This is a genomic window from Terrirubrum flagellatum (assembly GCF_022059845.1).
Lineage (GTDB): Bacteria > Pseudomonadota > Alphaproteobacteria > Rhizobiales > Beijerinckiaceae > Terrirubrum > Terrirubrum flagellatum.
Genome location: NZ_CP091851.1, coordinates 4,306,860 through 4,324,216, shown reverse-complemented (window position 1 = coordinate 4,324,216; position 17,357 = coordinate 4,306,860). Strand labels below are relative to the sequence as shown.

Annotated in this window: 18 protein-coding genes; 10 read left to right on the top strand and 8 right to left on the bottom strand. The window is 64.3% G+C overall.

Annotated features, from left to right (window positions below):
* Positions 1-9: 9 nt before the first annotated feature.
* The 7 genes from L8F45_RS20785 (at position 10) to phoB (ending at position 6,499) form a co-directional block, all read left to right on the top strand.
* A complete protein-coding gene (locus tag L8F45_RS20785) occupies positions 10-1,035 on the top strand; it encodes a sensor histidine kinase (RefSeq protein ID WP_342359754.1) in 1,026 nt (341 codons plus the stop codon).
* Between the two features lie 158 nt (positions 1,036-1,193).
* Positions 1,194-2,210: a phosphate ABC transporter substrate-binding protein PstS gene (pstS, locus tag L8F45_RS20780; protein WP_425329944.1), complete on the top strand. Its 1,017-nt coding sequence runs from the start codon at positions 1,194-1,196 to the stop codon at positions 2,208-2,210.
* Positions 2,211-2,331: 121 nt separating this feature from the next.
* A complete protein-coding gene (gene pstC, locus L8F45_RS20775; RefSeq protein ID WP_425329943.1) occupies positions 2,332-3,312 on the top strand; it encodes a phosphate ABC transporter permease subunit PstC in 981 nt (326 codons plus the stop codon).
* Between the two features lie 28 nt (positions 3,313-3,340).
* On the top strand, positions 3,341-4,222 hold the full coding sequence (gene pstA, locus L8F45_RS20770; RefSeq protein ID WP_342363520.1) for a phosphate ABC transporter permease PstA: 882 nt from the start codon (positions 3,341-3,343) through the stop codon (positions 4,220-4,222).
* A gap of 37 nt (positions 4,223-4,259) precedes the next feature.
* Complete coding sequence (gene pstB / locus L8F45_RS20765; RefSeq protein ID WP_425330036.1) at positions 4,260-5,030, top strand: phosphate ABC transporter ATP-binding protein PstB; 771 nt, start codon at positions 4,260-4,262, stop codon at positions 5,028-5,030.
* Between the two features lie 22 nt (positions 5,031-5,052).
* A complete protein-coding gene (phoU, locus tag L8F45_RS20760) occupies positions 5,053-5,772 on the top strand; it encodes a phosphate signaling complex protein PhoU (RefSeq protein ID WP_342359753.1) in 720 nt (239 codons plus the stop codon).
* Positions 5,773-5,797: 25 nt separating this feature from the next.
* On the top strand, positions 5,798-6,499 hold the full coding sequence (gene phoB, locus L8F45_RS20755; protein ID WP_342359752.1) for a phosphate regulon transcriptional regulator PhoB: 702 nt from the start codon (positions 5,798-5,800) through the stop codon (positions 6,497-6,499).
* A 75-nt stretch (positions 6,500-6,574) separates the two neighbouring features.
* Here phoB and L8F45_RS20750 read toward each other — a convergent pair whose 3' ends face one another.
* Entirely contained in the window at positions 6,575-7,138 is a 564-nt protein-coding gene (locus tag L8F45_RS20750) for a GcrA family cell cycle regulator (RefSeq protein ID WP_342359751.1), read from the bottom strand.
* A 339-nt stretch (positions 7,139-7,477) separates the two neighbouring features.
* On the opposite strand from L8F45_RS20750, the gene L8F45_RS20745 reads away from it, so the two are divergent.
* Entirely contained in the window at positions 7,478-8,707 is a 1,230-nt protein-coding gene (locus tag L8F45_RS20745; protein ID WP_342359750.1) for an argininosuccinate synthase, read from the top strand.
* A 55-nt stretch (positions 8,708-8,762) separates the two neighbouring features.
* Here the strand turns inward: L8F45_RS20745 and L8F45_RS20740 are convergent, their stop codons facing one another.
* Complete coding sequence (locus L8F45_RS20740; protein ID WP_342359749.1) at positions 8,763-9,689, bottom strand: MBL fold metallo-hydrolase; 927 nt, start codon at positions 9,687-9,689, stop codon at positions 8,763-8,765.
* A gap of 105 nt (positions 9,690-9,794) precedes the next feature.
* On the opposite strand from L8F45_RS20740, the gene L8F45_RS20735 reads away from it, so the two are divergent.
* The gene (locus L8F45_RS20735; protein ID WP_342359748.1) at positions 9,795-10,403 is read left to right on the top strand and encodes a biotin transporter BioY; all 609 of its coding nucleotides are present in this window, start codon (positions 9,795-9,797) and stop codon (positions 10,401-10,403) included.
* A gap of 4 nt (positions 10,404-10,407) precedes the next feature.
* Here the strand turns inward: L8F45_RS20735 and L8F45_RS20730 are convergent, their stop codons facing one another.
* Genes L8F45_RS20730 through L8F45_RS20720 form a run of 3 tightly spaced genes read right to left on the bottom strand, consistent with a single transcriptional unit; the run spans position 10,408 to position 13,093 of the window.
* The gene (locus L8F45_RS20730) at positions 10,408-11,277 is read right to left on the bottom strand and encodes an SDR family oxidoreductase (protein ID WP_342359747.1); all 870 of its coding nucleotides are present in this window, start codon (positions 11,275-11,277) and stop codon (positions 10,408-10,410) included.
* Complete coding sequence (gene queG / locus L8F45_RS20725; RefSeq protein WP_342359746.1) at positions 11,274-12,503, bottom strand: tRNA epoxyqueuosine(34) reductase QueG; 1,230 nt, start codon at positions 12,501-12,503, stop codon at positions 11,274-11,276. The genes L8F45_RS20730 and queG overlap by 4 nt, the downstream gene beginning before the upstream one ends.
* Positions 12,401-13,093 (bottom strand): glutathione S-transferase family protein, encoded by a 693-nt coding sequence (locus L8F45_RS20720; RefSeq protein ID WP_342359745.1) that lies wholly within the window; start codon positions 13,091-13,093, stop codon positions 12,401-12,403. Before L8F45_RS20720 ends, queG begins: the two co-directional genes overlap by 103 nt.
* 164 nt (positions 13,094-13,257) lie before the next feature.
* Here L8F45_RS20720 and L8F45_RS20715 point away from each other — a divergent pair, with 164 nt between their 5' ends.
* Complete coding sequence (locus L8F45_RS20715) at positions 13,258-14,058, top strand: undecaprenyl-diphosphate phosphatase (RefSeq protein WP_342359744.1); 801 nt, start codon at positions 13,258-13,260, stop codon at positions 14,056-14,058.
* Between the two features lie 7 nt (positions 14,059-14,065).
* Here L8F45_RS20715 and L8F45_RS20710 read toward each other — a convergent pair whose 3' ends face one another.
* From L8F45_RS20710 to L8F45_RS20700, 3 genes are all read right to left on the bottom strand, one after another.
* On the bottom strand, positions 14,066-15,028 hold the full coding sequence (locus L8F45_RS20710) for an Hsp33 family molecular chaperone (protein ID WP_342359743.1): 963 nt from the start codon (positions 15,026-15,028) through the stop codon (positions 14,066-14,068).
* A gap of 180 nt (positions 15,029-15,208) precedes the next feature.
* The gene (gene argF, locus L8F45_RS20705; protein ID WP_342359742.1) at positions 15,209-16,138 is read right to left on the bottom strand and encodes an ornithine carbamoyltransferase; all 930 of its coding nucleotides are present in this window, start codon (positions 16,136-16,138) and stop codon (positions 15,209-15,211) included.
* Positions 16,135-17,337 carry an aspartate aminotransferase family protein gene (locus L8F45_RS20700; RefSeq protein WP_342363518.1) on the bottom strand — a complete coding sequence of 401 codons (1,203 nt, stop codon included), beginning with the start codon at positions 17,335-17,337 and terminating at the stop codon, positions 16,135-16,137. The genes argF and L8F45_RS20700 overlap by 4 nt, the downstream gene beginning before the upstream one ends.
* Positions 17,338-17,357 lie beyond the last annotated feature (20 nt).

Below are 17,357 nucleotides of genomic sequence, written 5' to 3'. Positions count from 1 at the left end.
CCGAGCCGCATGCCTGACGCTCATCGCCTGCTGGCGGCGATCCCTGCCCCCGCGATCCTGATCGGTCCGGACGACGACGTCGCGGCCGCGAACGGCCCGGCGGTTGATCTTTTTCCCCGACTCAAGATCGGCGAGCCGCTCTGGACCGGGGTCCGCGCGCCCGACATCTTCGCCGCCGCATCCGCGGCCCGACAGGGCGGGCGAGCCTCGGTCGAGCATGTCGAACGCATCCCGGTCGAGAGGCGCTACGCGGTCGAAGCGACTTTGGAGCCAGAGAGCGGCGGCGCCGTCCTCCTGCTGTTCAACGACCGTACGGCCGAACTGGCGGCCGAGCGTATGCGGACGGATTTCGTCGCCAACGCCAGCCACGAACTGCGAACCCCGCTCGCCTCTTTGATCGGCTTCATCGAAACCCTTCAGGGCGCAGCGCGGAACGACGCCAATGCGCGGGATCGCTTTCTTGGCGTCATGAGCGATCAGGCCCGTCGCATGGCTCGCCTAATTGATGATCTCCTGTCGCTCTCGCGGATCGAGATGAATCGCCACGTCCCGCCCTCGGCTCCCGTGAATGTCGAGGGGGTGGTCCGCGAGGCGGTCGACGGATTGCGGCTCGTGGCGCGCGACCGCCAGGCGCAGCTTCATCTGAAGACGGAAAGCGGTCCATGGACGGTCGCCGGCGATCGCGACGAGCTCTACCGGGTGGTGGAGAACCTGGTCGAGAACGCCCTTAAATATGGCCGCGACGGCGGGCGAACCGACGTTCTGGTTGGTGCCGGCGCGTCGCTGCCCGGCGATGGCCGCGCGGTGAAGATCGTCGTCAGCGATGATGGGCCGGGGATCGCGCCAGAACATCTTCCGCGTTTGACTGAACGCTTCTATCGGGTGGATGCGAAGGAAAGCCGGCAAAAGGGTGGCACCGGCCTTGGGCTGGCGCTCGTGAAACATATTGTCGGCCGCCATCGCGGCCGGCTCGATATCGCGAGTGAGGTCGGCAAAGGCTCAAGCTTTTCCATTACTTTGCCCCTCCTGCGGTGATCTGTGGAGGTGCTGACCTTTTGAGTCAAAGGTCCGCTGTCATCTGGCTGTCATCGAACCGTCGTAGCCGGCTCACCTGTCCTCGATAGGCGAGGCTTGCGCGATGGGCGTGGGAGCTCCGCGCCGCGCGCGCCCAGATCCCAACAGGGAGTAACACTGTGAAACCGATGAATTTTCTGGCCGCGGCCGGCTTCCTCGCCGCGTCGGCCATTTCCGCCTCCGCCGCCGATATCACCGGCGCCGGCGCGACCTTCCCTTTCCCGCTCTACGCCAAGTGGGCCGAGGCCTATAAGGCCTCAGCGAATATCGGCCTGAACTACCAGTCGATCGGCTCGGGCGGCGGCATCCGTCAGATCAAGGCGAAGACCGTCGATTTTGGCGCGTCCGACATGCCTCTCAAGGGCGACGAGCTCAAGACCGACGGCCTGATCCAGTTCCCGTCCGCGATGGGCGGCATCGTCCCCGCGATCAACGTTCAGGGCGTCGGCGCCGGCGGGCTCAAGCTCACAGGCGCGGTTCTCGCCGACATCTATCTCGGCAAGATCACCAAGTGGAACGACAAGGCGATCGCCGGCCTCAACTCGGGCGTGACCTTGCCCGATGCTGCAATCAACGTGGTCTATCGCTCGGACGGCTCGGGCACGAGCTTCGTGTGGACGGACTATCTGTCGCGCGTCTCGGACGAGTGGAAGTCGAAGATCGGCGCCAACACCTCGGTCAGTTGGCCGGTCGGCGTCGGCGGCAAGGGCAACGAGGGCGTCTCCGCGTCGGTCAAGCAGGTCCCGAACTCGATCGGCTATGTCGAGTACGCCTACGCCAAGCAGAACAAGCTCGCTTTTGCGCTCGTCGCCAACAAGGACGGCAAGTATCCGGCGCCTGAGAACAAGGCCTTCCAGGCCGCGGCCGCCAACGCCGACTGGAACGCTGCTCCGGGCTTCGGCATCATCCTGAACAACCAGCCGGGCGACGAAGCGTGGCCGATCACGTCGGCGACCTTCATCCTCATCCGCAAGGATGGCGACGCCGCCAAGAACCAGGCCGCGCTGAAGTTCTTCGATTGGGCCTACTCCAACGGCGACAAGATCGCGACCGATCTCGACTACGTCCCGCTCCCGACCAATGTGAAGGCGGCGATCCGCCAGACATGGGGTCAGGAACTGAAGTTCACGCACTAATCCCCGTGTGACCGGCAGGCCGGGCGCGTCGCGCCCGGCTTGCTTCTTCGCGGTTTCGGCCGAACGCGCCCTAGAGGCTTTTCGCCAGGCGCGATCTCGGTGACAGTGAGAGTTGCAACCCATGAGCGCGGCGCCCCTGGCGATGACTGAAGCGACGGAAAGCGGCCAGTTGAGTCGCCGCACCAAGCCTTCAACGACGTCCGATCGACTATTCGAATATGCGAGCCGGGGATCGGCGCTGATCGTGCTGGTTCTTCTCGCCGGCATCATGCTGTCGATGGTCATCGGCGGCTGGCCAGCCTTCCGCCAGTTCGGCGTCGGCTTTCTGACCTCGAGCGTGTGGGATACGCAAAGCGATCAATACGGTGCCTGGCCTGCGATCGCCGGCACGCTCACCACCGCGGCGATCGCGATGATCGTCGGCATCCCTCTTTCGCTCGGCATCGCGATCTTCCTGACGCAGCTCGCGCCGGCCTGGATGAAGCGGCCCGTCTCCACGGCCGTCGAGTTGCTCGCCGCGGTGCCCAGCATCATCTACGGCATGTGGGGTCTGTTCGTGTTCGTGCCGCTTGTCGGCGCCTATGTTCAGACGCCGGTGTCCAAGATCGTCGAGGGTCTGCCGCTCGTCGGCACGATCCTCTATGCGCGCGCGCCCTCGGGCCTCGGCGTGCTGACCGCGGGGCTGATCCTCGCCTTCATGATCACGCCCTTCATCGCCTCGATCACGCGCGACATGCTGGATCAGATTCCATCCGTGCTGCGCGAGAGTGCGTATGGAGTCGGCTGCACGACATGGGAGGTGGTGCGCCATGTGCTGCTGCCACAGGCGGGCGTCAGCATTATCGGCGCCACCATGCTGGGCCTTGGCCGCGCGCTCGGCGAAACCATGGCGGTGACCTTTGTTATCGGCAACGCCAACCGCCTCTCGGCTTCAGTGTTCGATCCCGGATCGACCATCGCGTCGCGCGTCGCCAATGAGTTCAACGAAGCGCTCGGCATGCAGCTCAGCGCGCTGATCGCGCTCGGATGCATCCTGTTCTTCGTGACTTTCGTCGTCCTCTGCTGCGCGCGGCTTCTCGTCGCCCGCGTCGGCAAGATCTGAGGAGGCCGCAATGAACGACGCCACAACGATGCAGGCCGACCAGCCGCTTTATGTCGCGAAGCCGTTCGTCAGCCGCGTCCGGCCCTCGCGCCGCGCGTCCGATCGCGCGTTGAAGATCCTTTCCATGCTCTTCACGGCGCTCGGCATCTTCGTCCTGTTCTGGATTCTCGGCATGCTCCTCGTGAAGGGCGTGTCGGCGCTGTCGATCGACGTCTTCACGAAGATCACGCCCGGCCCCGGCACGGAAGGCGGCGGGCTCGCCAATCCGCTCATCGGCTCCATTGTGCTGACGGCGCTCGGCATGCTGATCGCGACGCCGATCGGCGTTCTCGCCGGCACCTATCTCGCAGAATATGGCAAGGCGTCGAAAATCGCGGACGTGATCCGCTTCATCAACGACATTCTCCTGTCGGCGCCGTCGATCCTGATTGGCCTGTTCGTCTATACGTTGCTGGTCGCGCCCTTCGGCGGCTATTCCGGCTGGGCCGGCGGCGTCGCGCTGGCGATCATCGCGCTGCCAGTCATCGTCCGCACCACCGAGGACATGATGCGGCTGGTGCCGGGCCAGTTGCGCGAAGCCGGCGCCGCACTCGGCGCGCCGCCTTCGGTCGTCATCAGGCACGTCACCTGGCGCGCGGCGCGCGCCGGCATGCTGACCGGCGTGCTGCTCGCCATGGCGCGCATCGCGGGCGAAACAGCGCCGCTGCTGTTCACCGCGCTCAACAACAATTTCTGGTTCGAACCCAGCCTGATGGGCGGCGTCTCGAACCTGCCGGTGACCATCTACCAGTTCGCCTCGGCGCCTTACGACAATTGGCAGGCGCTTGCCTGGGCCGGCTCATTGATCATCACTTTCGCCATTCTGGGCCTGTCGATCGCGACGCGCCTCATTCTGAGCAAGGGCCACTGACATGAGTATGGTTTCTGTCGCCGACCGCCCCGCGGAGATGGATCTTTCGAAGATTCCGATCCGTCTCGACGTCAAGAATCTCGATTTCTACTACGGCCAACACAAGGCGCTGAAGAACGTCAATCTCAGCTTCTACGATCGCCAGGTGACGGCTCTCATCGGCCCGTCCGGCTGCGGCAAGTCGACCCTGCTGCGCATCTTCAATCGCATCTACTCGCTCTATCCCGAGCAGCGCGCCACCGGCGAGGTGATCCTCGACGGCGCGAACATCCTCGATGCGTCGATTGATCTCAACGAGCTGCGCTCGCGCATCGGCATGGTGTTCCAGAAGCCGACGCCATTCCCGATGTCGATCTATGAGAATATCGCTTTCGGCGTGCGCCTCTACGAGAAGGTGTCGCGCGCCGAACTCGACGACCGCGTCGAAAGCGCGCTGCGCCGCGCCGCCCTGTGGGACGAGGTGAAGGACAAGCTGCGCCAGTCCGGCATGGGCCTCTCCGGCGGCCAGCAGCAGCGCCTGTGCATCGCCCGCACGATCGCCCAGCAGCCTGAAATCATTCTGTTCGACGAACCGACCTCGGCGCTCGATCCGATTTCGACCGGCAAGGTCGAGGATCTGCTCGAACAGCTCCGCGGCGAGTTCACGATCGTCATCGTCACCCACAACATGCAGCAGGCGGCGCGCATCTCCCAACGCACGGCCTTCATGTATCTTGGCGAACTGATCGAGGTCGCTCCGACGCAGACGATCTTCCTCAATCCGACAAAGAAGCAAACGCAGGACTACGTCACCGGCCGGTTCGGCTGATCGACGCTGAGGGGACCGCTCCATGAGCCAGCAGCATATTGTGAAGTCTTTCGACGCCGACCTGCAGGAACTGCGGCGGGCGATCTCGGAGATGGGCGGCATCGCCGAGAAGATGCTCGACGACTCGATCGTCGCGCTGTCGCGCCGCGATCCTGAGACGGCGCAAAAGGTCATCGGCATGGATACGCGCCTCGACGATCTCCAGCGCGAGGTCGAGGAGACAGGCATCCTGACCATCGCCCGGCGTCAGCCGATGGCGGTCGATCTGCGCGAAATCGTGTCGGCGATCCGCATCGCCGGCGATCTCGAGCGCGTCGGCGATCTCGCCAAGAACGTCGCCAAGCGGGTGCTGATCATCGCCGCGCATATCCAGCTTCCGCGCGCCGTCGTCGGCCTCCAGCACATGACCGAGCTGGTGGAAGAGCAACTCAAGAACGTTCTCGATGCTTATACGCAGAACGACCTGAACGCCGCGCTCGAGGTCTGGAAGCGCGATGACAATATCGATGCGCTCTACACCTCGCTGTTCCGGGAGCTCCTGACCTATATGATGGAAGATCCCCGCAATATCACGTCATGCACGCATCTGCTGTTCTGCGCCAAGAACATCGAGCGCATCGGAGATCACACGACCAACATCGCCGAGACGATCCATTACTGGGTGACGGGCACGCAACTGAAGGCCGAAAGGCCGAAGGGCGACAACACCAACGTTTCGGTCTCGGTCGACTCTGACGACTGAGATGGCCCAGGGAGCCTGACGCGCCATGGCGCCGCGCATTCTGATCGTTGAAGACGAGCCGGCGCTCGTCACGCTGCTGACTTACAATCTCGAGTCGGAAGGCTTCCAGGTCGAAACCGAAAGCGACGGCGAAATCGCCGAGGCGCGGCTGCGCGACGATCCGCCCGATCTGCTCATCCTCGACTGGATGCTGCCTGGGCTCTCTGGGATCGAGATGTGCCGGCGCCTGCGGCTCCGCGACTCCACGCGGACCCTGCCGATCATCATGCTGACGGCGCGGGGCGAGGAGAGCGAGCGCATTCGCGGCCTGAAGACGGGCGCCGACGATTATGTGGTGAAGCCGTTCTCGGTGCCGGAGTTGATCGCTCGCGTACGGGCGCTGCTCCGTCGCGCCGATCCTGGCAAGCTCGCCAGCCGTCTCGCCGCCGGCGACATCGAACTCGATCGCGAGGTCCGGCGGGTCTGGCGCGCGGGCAGTGAAATCGCGCTGGGGCCGACCGAGTTTCGCCTGCTGGAATTCCTGATCGAGAAGCCGGGCCGCGTCTATTCGCGCTCGCAACTGATCGACGGGGTGTGGAGCCGGGACGCCGAGATCGACGAACGCACGGTCGATGTGCACGTCGGCCGCTTGCGCAAGGCGCTCGACCACGAACGGATGAGCAATCCGATCCGGACAGTCAGGGGCGCGGGCTACGCGTTCGACGAAACCTATCGCGGGCCGGACTAGGCGGGCGTCGGGATCATGACGTCCTTATCGCGCGCCTCCAGATGGCGCGCGAAGTCATTTAATTGGTCCGCCGCGTCAGATGCGGCTCATCACCCGCCGGTCATGGCGGCGGCGATCCGCCGGCGGCTGATAGGCGGCGCGCGAGTGATACGCGCAATAGGGTCCCGCTCCGGAATTGTTCTGCGATCCGCAGTAGCGAAATTCGGCGCTGGACGGATCGCCCATCGGCCATTTGCACATGCCTTCGCGCAATTCCATGATCGTAACCCGCTGCGACATCGGGATCACGACATCCTCGTCGAGTTCCTGCTGGACGACCTGATAGGCGTCTTCGTGGTGGGCGGCCATGACTTTCAGCGCGGTGTTGCCGCGCAGCACGGCGCGGGCTACGCCGCCGCCTGAATTGCTCATTCCGCCGCCAAGACCGCCGGAAATGCGATGGGTCGGCGCCGGCTTGCGCGCCGGGCGGGCGATGGTCGGGGTCGGCGCCTTGGCGCGGCCTGCGAGGCCGAGACGATGCACCTTGCCGATGACGGCGTTGCGAGTGACCTGCCCCAGCTCACTCGCGATCTGGCTCGCGCTTAGCCCGTCCGTCCATAATTTCTTCAACAATTCAATGCGCTCGTCAGTCCACGACATGCGCCACTCCTCATTGGCGACCCCTTGCGGAGCCGAACAGCGAATCCATCAGGCGCAGCGCGGAGCACGCCCCACGCATCAACGCCACGCCTGGAAGATCACTCAGGGAACCGGCATCGACATCTCGTATGGCCGGCAAAAAATGACTACTATGGGCGGTGACTCGTCGACAAGAGTCCGAAGCGTGAACGGGGATTTTTCCCCAACAGATGCGCGCCGGGATCGTTCCAGGTGTCGCTTTCGAGTCACAGAAAGCGGGGCCGGTTGCGGATCGCGCGGCGAACTCTATAACCCACCCGCCCTCTCGCCGGCGCGCCCGGCCTGTCCGACGGAACTGTCATGTCTGCTGCCGTAAAGAAAGTTGTGCTCGCCTATTCAGGCGGTCTCGACACCTCGATCATCCTGAAATGGCTGCAGACCACCTATCGTTGCGAAGTCGTCACTTTTACGGCCGATCTGGGACAGGGCGAGGAGCTGGAGCCGGCGCGCAAGAAAGCGCAGCTCCTCGGCATCAAGGACGAGAACATTTTTATCGAGGACCTGCGCGAAGAATTCGTGCGCGAATATGTCTTCCCGATGTTCCGCGCCAATGCGCTCTATGAGGGGCTTTATCTTCTCGGCACGTCGATCGCGCGTCCGCTGATCGCCAAGAAGCAGATCGAGATCGCCGAAAAGGTCGGCGCCGACGCCGTCTGTCATGGCGCGACCGGCAAGGGCAACGACCAGGTACGCTTTGAGCTGAGCTATTACGCGCTGAAGCCCGATATCCGCGTCATCGCGCCTTGGCGCGAATGGGATCTACGCTCGCGCGAGCAGCTCATCAAGTTCGCTGAAGAGAACCAGATTCCGATTGCGAAGGACAAGCGCGGCGAAGCGCCGTTCTCGATCGACGCTAACCTTTTGCATTGCTCATCGGAAGGAAAGGTGCTCGAGGACCCATCGGTCGAAGTGCCTGACTACGTATATTCACGTACCGTCGATCCCGAGCAGGCGCCGGACAAGCCGACAGTCATCTCGATCGATTTCGAGAAGGGCGACGCGGTCGCCATCGACGGCGAGAAGATGTCTCCGGCGACGCTGCTGACGAAGCTCAACGAACTCGGCCGCGCGAATGGCATTGGCCGGCTCGATCTTGTCGAGAACCGCTATGTCGGCATGAAGTCGCGCGGCATGTACGAAACGCCCGGCGGCACGATCCTCTACTTCGCCCATCGCGGCATGGAGTCGATCACGCTTGACCGCGGCGCGGCGCATCTCAAGGACGAGATCATGCCGAAATACGCCGAGCTGATCTATAACGGCTTCTGGTTCTCGCCCGAGCGCGAGATGTTGCAGGCGCTGATCGACAAGAGCCAGGAATATGTCACTGGCCGCGTGCGCGTGAAGCTCTATAAGGGCTCGGCCTGGGTGATCGGCCGCGAAAGCCCCTATTCGCTGTATGATCAGGACCTCGTCACTTTCGAGGAAGGCCAGGTCGCCTACGATCATCGCGACGCCGCCGGCTTCATCAAGCTCAACGCGCTGCGCCTCAAGACCTACGGCGCGCGCAAGCGGAAGATCGGGCGCTGATCAGGCTTTGTGTTGCAGGCGACGCGCATCACCCGCAACGCTCACGCTTGCTCTCTCAGGCGAGGCGGTATTCGGCGTCTTTCGTCGGTGCGCCATTTGCGTTGACGATTCCTCGTCCGACGAGATCGATGAGATGCGCGAGCACGGACTGACCGGCTGCAGGGTGCAGGTGTTTCGGCACGCCTGAATAAAGCGCGGGAACGATCTCCGCGATCGTTCGATCGCCGGCCTGCAGGCGCGCGAGGATCGCGCTTTCGCGCTGGCGGCGATGATTGATCAGGCCGCGCACGAATCTTTGCGGCTGGCGCACGGCGTCGCCATGGCCCGGCCAGTAGATCGCTTCATCGCGGCCGCGCAATTTGTCGAGCGAGGCCATGTAGTCCGCCATCGAGCCGTCGGGCGGCGACACGATCGATGTCGACCACGCCATGACATGATCTCCCGAGAAGAGCGTATTCTCCTCCGGCAGCGAGAAGCAGACGTGGTTCGAGGCGTGGCCGGGCGTCTCAATTGCGACGAGCATCCAGCCGGGGCTGGAAATGGAGTCGCCATCGCGCAGGATCTGCGAAGGCTCATGCGCGAGGTCATGGCTGGCGTCGAGCCGCACGCCTTCGCTGGCGCTTTCAGCCTTCGACACATAAGGCGCGCAGCCGACAATGGGCGCGCCGGTTCTCGCCGCGAGCAGCCGCGCTGCTGGCGAATGGTCGCGATGCGTATGCGTGACGACGATATGGGAGATTATCTCTCCTGAAGTCGCCGCGATCAGCTTATCGACATGGCCGGCGTCGTCAGGCCCGGGATCGAGAATCGCCACGGTTCCTCGCCCAATGATGTAGCTGTTGGTGCCATGAAAGGTGAACGCCGAGGGGTTTGGGGCGAGCACGCGCCGGATCAGGGAGGTGAGTTCGACGACCTCGCCGGCCGCGCCGGCAAATCCCTTCTCGAATGTTGGTTCGTCCCTGTCCGCCTCGTCGCCGGTCATCGCTTGATCCTGCATGGGTGGGCGACGGCTTGAGCCGTTCCCTTGAGCCGCCTATACACGGGCGCGCCGCGCGGTTCGACCGGGCGCCACGTCACAGGAGCTTTCATGCCAGCCGCCACCTTCGCCGCAACTCTCTGGCCGGCGCCGGCCTCTGGCAAATCCGCTTCGTCGCTCATCGCCTCCTCGGCGCGCGCCGCGGCGCTGATGATCCTCGGTGCGCTGGCGCTCTGGGTCTCCGCCAAGATCAAGGTCGGCTTCCCCGTTCCGATGACGATGCAGACCTTCGTGGTGCTGACCCTCGGCGCCGCCTATGGCGCACGGCTTGGGGTCGCATCCGTATTTCTCTATCTCGTCGAAGGCGCGGTCGGCCTGCCGGTCTTTGCTGACACCCCCGAACGCGGCATTGGCCTCGCCTACATGATGGGCCCGACCGGCGGCTATCTCGTCGGCTTCCTCGCCGGCGCCTTCATCGTCGGCTGGCTGGCGGAGCGCGGCTGGGATCGTTCGGTCGTGAAGCTGTTCGCCGCCATGGCGATCGGCCATGTCGCGATCATCGCGCTCGGCTTCGGCTGGCTTGCGCTGACAGTCGGCGTCGGCATGGCCTGGGCGGTTGGCGTCGCGCCCTTCTTCGCCGCCACCATCTACAAGACGCTGCTTGGCGCGCTCATCCTGCCGGCGGGTTGGGCGCTGATCAAGCCGCGCGAGCAGCGTTGAGATATCAGCGGCCTTCGCGCGTGATGAGCGCGCGCAGGCCCTCGCGGTAGGTCGGATAAAGCAGCGACAGGCCGAACGCCTCTTTCACTTTGGCGTTCGCGATGCGCTTGTTGTCGGCGTAGAAGCTCGCGGCCATCGGCGACAACGCGCTCGCGTCGAACGGAATGTCCGGCGGCGCTGCGACGCCCGCTAGTTCGGCCGCATATGCAACGACATCCTGCGGCGGCGCAGGTTCATCGTCCGCCACGTTCCAGACGCCGCCGGGATGCGCGCTGTCGATGGTCGCCGCGACAATCTGCGCGATATCGTCGACATGAATGCGATTGAACACCTGTCCCGGCTTGATCAATCGCTTGGCCTTACCTTCGCGCAGATTGACGAGAGCGTTGCGGCCGGGGCCATAGATGCCGGCGAGCCTGAAAATATGCGTCGGCTTGCCGAGGCGTCGGCCGAGATCAAGCCAACCCTTCTCTGCTGAGATGCGCTGGCGTCCACGCGCGCTGGTCGCATCGAGCTCGCCGTCCTCGTCAACCCAGCCGCCATTTCGATCGCCATAGACGGCGACGCTGGAGAGATAGCCGATCCAGCGGAGATGATGCGCGCTGTCGATGATGTCGGCGCAAGCGCGCAGAACCGGATCGCCATTGGCGTCGGGCGGAATCGAGATCAGCAGATGGGTCGCGTGCGCTAGAGCTTCGCGACCCTCGTCATCGAGCGCGCCGTCGACAAAGAGACGCGGCTGGACGCCGGACGCCGAGATCGCTTCAGCGGCGCTTTGACTCCGTACGCTCGCCGCGATGGTTTCGAATTTAGCGCCATGCAGGCGCGTGAAAGCGCTCGCGGTGTAGCCCATGCCGAAGATGAAGAGCCTCATGCCGGCAAGAATTCCCCGGCGACGGCGCGCCACTCGTCTCGCACATCGTCGTCGCGCTCATGCGCGAAATGCGCGTGGCGCTCCGATAGCAAATGCTCGCGCGGCGCGAGACGGCCAAGCGCCCAGATCGCCGCGCCGCGCACGACAGGCGAGGGGGCAGAGATCAGTGAGATCACAGCATCGATGAATTCCGGATTCTGCGAGTTGCCCGCCGCGATCAGCACGTTGCGCAGGAAGCGGTCGCGGCCAAGCCGCTTCACCGGCGTGCCGGCGAACAGCTTTCTGAACGCTGCGTCATCGAGACGCAGCAGATCCGCAAGCGCTGGCGCGGCGAGATCCGCGCGCATCGCCATGCGCGTATCGCGGCTCGCCTGCGCGAACTTGTTCCAGGGACAAACCGCGAGACAATCGTCGCAACCGAAGATGCGGTTGCCGATCAGCGGCCGCAATTCGCGCGGGATCGGGCCTTTATGCTCGTTGGTGAGATAGGCGATGCAGCGGGTCGAATCGAGTTTGTAGGGCGCGGGAAAGGCGTCGGTCGGGCAGATATCGAGACAGCGGCGGCATGAGCCGCAATGATCGACCTCGACTTCATCCGGCGAGAGCTCGGCTGTTGTGAGAATGAAGCCAAGGAAAAGCCACGCGCCGAGTTCGCGCGACACGAGCGCGGTGTGCTTGCCTTGCCAGCCCAGCCCCGCCGCTTGCGCGACAGGCTTCTCCATCAACGGCGCTGTGTCGACGAAGACCTTCACATCGCCGCCCGTTGTTGACGCGACGAACCCTGCAAGCTCCTTCAATCGACCTTTGACCACGTCGTGATAGTCGCGCCGTCGCGCATAGACCGAGATGGTTCCGCGATCTTTCAGCGCGAGGCTCGCCAGCGGGTCGCTGTCAGGCGCGTAGTTCCAGCCAAGCACGATGATCGAACGCGCGTCGGGCCACAGCGCGGAGGGATGACGCCGTCGTTCAGCGGTGTCGGCCATCCAGTCCATTTCGCCGTGGCGATCGGCGGCGAGCCATTCGCTCAGTCGCTCATGCTGGTCGGGAACGCAATCGGGCGTCGTGATGCGAAATGTGGCGAAGCCGAGTTTGCGCGCCCGCGCCTCGATCGCGTCGCGCGCTTTCAGAAGTCGAGGTTGGCGTAGTGGAGCGCCGGCGGCGTCCCCGCCACCTTCTCCGCCAGCAGCGCGCGGAAGGATGGCCTCGACTTGATCCGCGCGTACCATTCCCTCGCAGCCTCGTCCTCGCTCCATGGCGCATCGCCGAGATAATCGACGCAGGACAAATGCGCCGCTGCGGCGAGATCGGCGTAGGTCAACTGGTCGCCCGCGAGCCATTTGCGGCGCCCGATGAGATGGCCGATGTAATGGAGATGATAGCGCACATTGCTGCGCGCCGCACGGATCGACGCCGCATCCGGCGAGCCGCCGCCCTCGGCGGGCTTCATGAAGCGCTTGTAGATCTTCTCGCGCGCCAGCGGTTCGCTGACCTCCGCGAAGAAAGTGAGGTTGAACCAGTCGAGCAGGCGACGCACCTCGATGCGGGCCTCGACGCGCTCCGGCATCAGCCGGCGATCCCCTAGCGTCACCCCGCGTATCTCATCGAGATATTCGGCGATCACGCCGGCGCCGGGGATGGCCGGACCCGCGTCGTCGGACATGACAGGGGTTGTCGCCGCCGGATTGAGCTTGAGGAACTCCCGCCGCCTCTCCCAGGCCCGCTCCTCGACGAGTTCCAGCTCCAAGCCGATCTCGGCGCAGGCGAGCCTGACGAAACGGGAATGCGGACAGAATGGGTGGTGAAACAGCTTGACCATGGATCAGGAGAAGGCGAAACGCCGCGTCGAAGCGCTTTGGCGGGACAGCGGCGCAGCTATAGAGTCCTGAGCCGGCGGGAACAATGCGATTCGATTCAATCCGGAGCGATGGGTCAACGCTTCATTAACGGTTGCGTTGGGCGCGGGGGAGATTGTCTGTGTCGATGGATGTTTTCAAAGCGTTGTTCCTTGGCCTCATCGAGGGACTCACCGAATTCATTCCCGTTTCGTCGACAGGCCATCTTCTGCTCGTCAGCCATTTTCTCGGTTTCGATGATGATCAGCTTGGCAAGAGCTATGTGATCCTCGTGCAACTCGGCGCCATCCTCGCGCTGCTGTCGGTTTATTTCTTCAGACTCTGGCGCGTGGCGCTGGCGCTGCCGACGAGCGCGGAGGCGCGTCGCTTCGTCATCGGCGTGCTTGTGGCGTTTTTGCCTGCAGCGGTGATCGGATTCATCCTGCGCGAATTCATCAAGGGGCGTCTGTTCAATCCGACGGTCGTCTGCGTGGCGCTGATCGTCGGCGGCTTCATCCTGTTGCTGATGGATGAGCACAAGACTGAAGAGAAATATGATGACGCGATGGCGTTTCCGGTCGCGACTTATCTGAAGATCGGCTTCTTCCAGTGCCTCGCCATGGTGCCGGGCGTGTCGCGCTCGGGCGCGACAATTGTCGGCGCGATGCTGATGGGCGCGACGAAACGTGCGGCGGCGGAGTTCTCGTTCTTTCTCGCGATGCCGACCATGGTCGGCGCCTTCACGCTCGAAGCCTGGAAATCGCGGCATGAGATGACAGGCGACGGCGCGATGTTGATCGCGCTCGGATTCGCCGCCGCCTTCATCAGCGGGCTGATCGTGGTGCGCTTCCTGCTTGATTATATCTCGCGCCACGGCTTCGCCGTGTTCGCGTGGTGGCGCATTGTCGTCGGCGCCGCAGGGCTCGCCGGGCTTCTCGTCTTCGGCTGATGGAGATTTAGGCCGCGAATTCGGCGGGGTCGAAGCGGTAGCGCGTCGAGCAGAATTCGCAGGTCACTTCCATCACGCCGTCGTCGGCGACCATTTCGCGCCTTTCCTCGGGCGAGAAGTTCGCCAGCATCTCCGATACGCGCTCGCGCGAGCAGCGGCAGACATGGCGCACCGGTTGCGGCGTGAACACGCGCACGCCGCGCTCATGAAACAGGCGATAGAGAAGCTGCTCGCTCGACAATGTCGGATCGACCAGCTCGTGATCTTCAACCGTCTCGAGGAGTGAGCGCGCTTCGACCCACGCATCATCCTCCGGCGTTTCGTCGCCGCGGTGCGATTCCGGCGCGTCGCCGGGATCGAGATCGCGCTGCCGCTGACGTTCAAGCGAATGCGGCAGGAACTGCACCATCATGCCGCCGGCGCGCCAGTTGTTCGGCGCGCCGCGAGCAATTGATTCCGCCACCGCCAGTCGCACCCGCGTCGGTATCTGTTCGGAGCGCAGAAAATATTCATGCGCGGCCGCCTCGAATCCCTGACCGTCGAGCGCGACCACGCCCTGATAGCGCGAATTCTCGGAGCCTTGGTCGATCGTGAAGGCGAGGTGGCCTTTGCCCATCAGGTTCGCAGGCGAGGCGCGGCCCTCACGTTCGAGATTTGCGACCCCGTCTGCGTCGAAGCGGGCGTAGGCGCGCATCCGATCCGGCGTCTCATAGTCGACGACGATCATGCCGGTCGGCCCGTCGCCACGCGCCTGAAGCTGGAAGCGGCCCTCGAATTTCAGCGATGCGCCCATCAGCGCCGTCAGCGCCACAGCCTCTCCCACCGCGCGCGAGACGCTGGCGGGATAGGCGTGCTTGGTCAGCATCTCGTCGAGCGCAGGGCCAAGGCGCACCACACGGCCGCGCACGTCGAGTGGCTCCACCGCAAAGGGGCGGATCCGGTCGCCGGAAATCGCGTCGTCATCTTGCATGCGCCACAGGTCTCAAAATTGAGGGGGAAGGCCAAGCGGAATCCGCGATTGGCATGGCCGATATGTGGCGCCTCGGGCGATGGTTCGCCACCCCGCCGAGGCGATGGCGCACCGCGCCTCAGGGTATGTCGTATAAAGCCGCGAAGCGGCGATTGAGCGTTGGCGACGCCGAGGCGCCAGCTAGGCTTCCGCGGCGCCAAGGCACCAGGCCAGAATGCCCTTCTGCGCGTGCAGACGGTTTTCGGCCTCGTCGAACACGACCGATTGCGGCCCGTCCATCACCTCGTCGGTGACTTCCTCGCCGCGATGCGCCGGCAGGCAGTGCATGAAGATCGCGTCAGGCTTGGCGACGGCCATCAGCTTGCCGTTGACCTGATAAGGCATCAACAAATTGTGCCGGCGGCCCTGATCCTCATCGCCCATCGACACCCAGCAGTCGGTCACGACGGCGTCGGCGTTCTGCACGGCGGTGAAGGGGTCGAGCGTGTGGGTGATCACGGCGCCTTCCTTGGCCGCGCGCTCCATCAGGCGCGGCGGCGGGGCGAGTTCCGACGGCGTCGCGATCGCGAGACGGAAATCCATCCGCATCGCCGCATGAACCCAGGAGGTCATGACATTGTTGGAGTCGCCGGAATAGGCGATCGCCTTCCCGGCGATCGATCCGCGATGCTCCTCATAGGTCAGCACGTCGGCCATGATCTGGCAGGGATGCGACTTCTTGGTGAGGCCGTTGATCACGGGAACCGTGGCGTTCGCCGCCAGCTCCAGCACCGCGTCATGATCGAGGATGCGGATCATGATCGCATCGACATAGCGCGACAGTACGCGCGCCGTATCGGCGATCGACTCGCCGCGGCCGAGCTGCATCTCCGCGCCGGTGAGCATGATCGTGTCGCCCCCGAGCTCGCGCATGGCGAGATCGAACGAGACGCGCGTGCGGGTCGATGGCTTGTCGAAGATCATCGCCAGCGTTTTGCCGGCGAGCGGCTTCTCCCGTTGCGGCTCGCCTCTGACGCGCTTGGCTTTCAGGTCCGCCGCAACACGCAGCAGACCCCTGAGCTGATTGCCGGAGAAATCGGTGAGATCGATGAAATGCCTGGCGTCGCTCATGCCGCAGCATCCTTGGCCTGATCGAGCTTCCGTTCGAGCGCCGTGCAGGCATGGTCGAGGCGCGTGAAGGCTTCGTTGATGTCCACAGCCGTGGCGGTCAGCGGCGGCAGGAGGCGCAGCACATTGTCGCCGGCCGGCACGGTCAGGAGCTTCTCCGCCCGCCCCGCCGCAGCGAGGTCCATGTTCGGGACCTTGGTTTTCAGGCCAAGCAGCAGGCCTTCGCCGCGGATCTCCTCGATGATGCGGGGATGGCGATCCTTAAGCTCCGCGAGGCGCTGGCGGAAATGCAGGGCCGATTTCTGAACACTTTCGAGGAAGCCGGGGCCGAGGACGACGTCGAGAACGGCGTTGCCGCAGGCCATCGCCAGCGGATTGCCGCCGAAGGTGGTGCCATGGGTGCCGGCGGTCATGCCCTTGCCGGCCTCCTTGGTGGCGAGGAACAGGCCGAGCGGAAAGCCGCCGCCGATGCCCTTAGCGACGCTCATGACGTCGGGCTTCACGCCGGTCCATTCATGCTGGAATAATTTGCCGCTGCGGCCGACGCCGGTCTGGATCTCGTCGAAAATCAGCAGCAGACCATGCTCGTCGCATAGCGCGCGAATGGCGCGCAGCGTCGCCGGCGGGAAGACGCGCACGCCGCCTTCCATCTGGGTCGGCTCCAGCATGATCGCGGCGGTCTCGGGAACGATCGCCTTCTTTAGGGCGTCCATGTCGTCGAACGGAACCTGATCGAATCCTTCGGTCTTGGGGCCGAAGCCCTCGAGATATTTCTGCTGGCCGCCGGCGGCGAGCGTCGCCAGCGTGCGGCCATGGAAGGCGCCTTCGAAGGTGATGATCCTGATCTTCTCGGGGTGGCCGCTGACCGCATGATATTTGCGGGCGGTCTTGATTGCGCCCTCGTTCGCCTCGGCGCCCGAATTCGCGAAGAAGACATAGCCGAGCCCGGTCGCGTCGACGAGACGTTGAGCCAGCTTCACGCCGTCGGGGATCTGATAGAGGTTCGAGACGTGCCACACCTTCTGCGCCTGTTCGGTCAGCGCCTTGACGAGATGCGGGTGCGCGTGGCCGAGCGCGTTGACGGCGATGCCGGAGCCGAAATCGAGATAGCGGTCGCCATTGGAGGCGATGAGCCACGAGCCTTCGCCCCGCTCGAAGGAGAGATCGGCTTTGGCGAAGGTCGGCAGAAGCGGCGACGACACAGACGAAGAAGTGGACATGG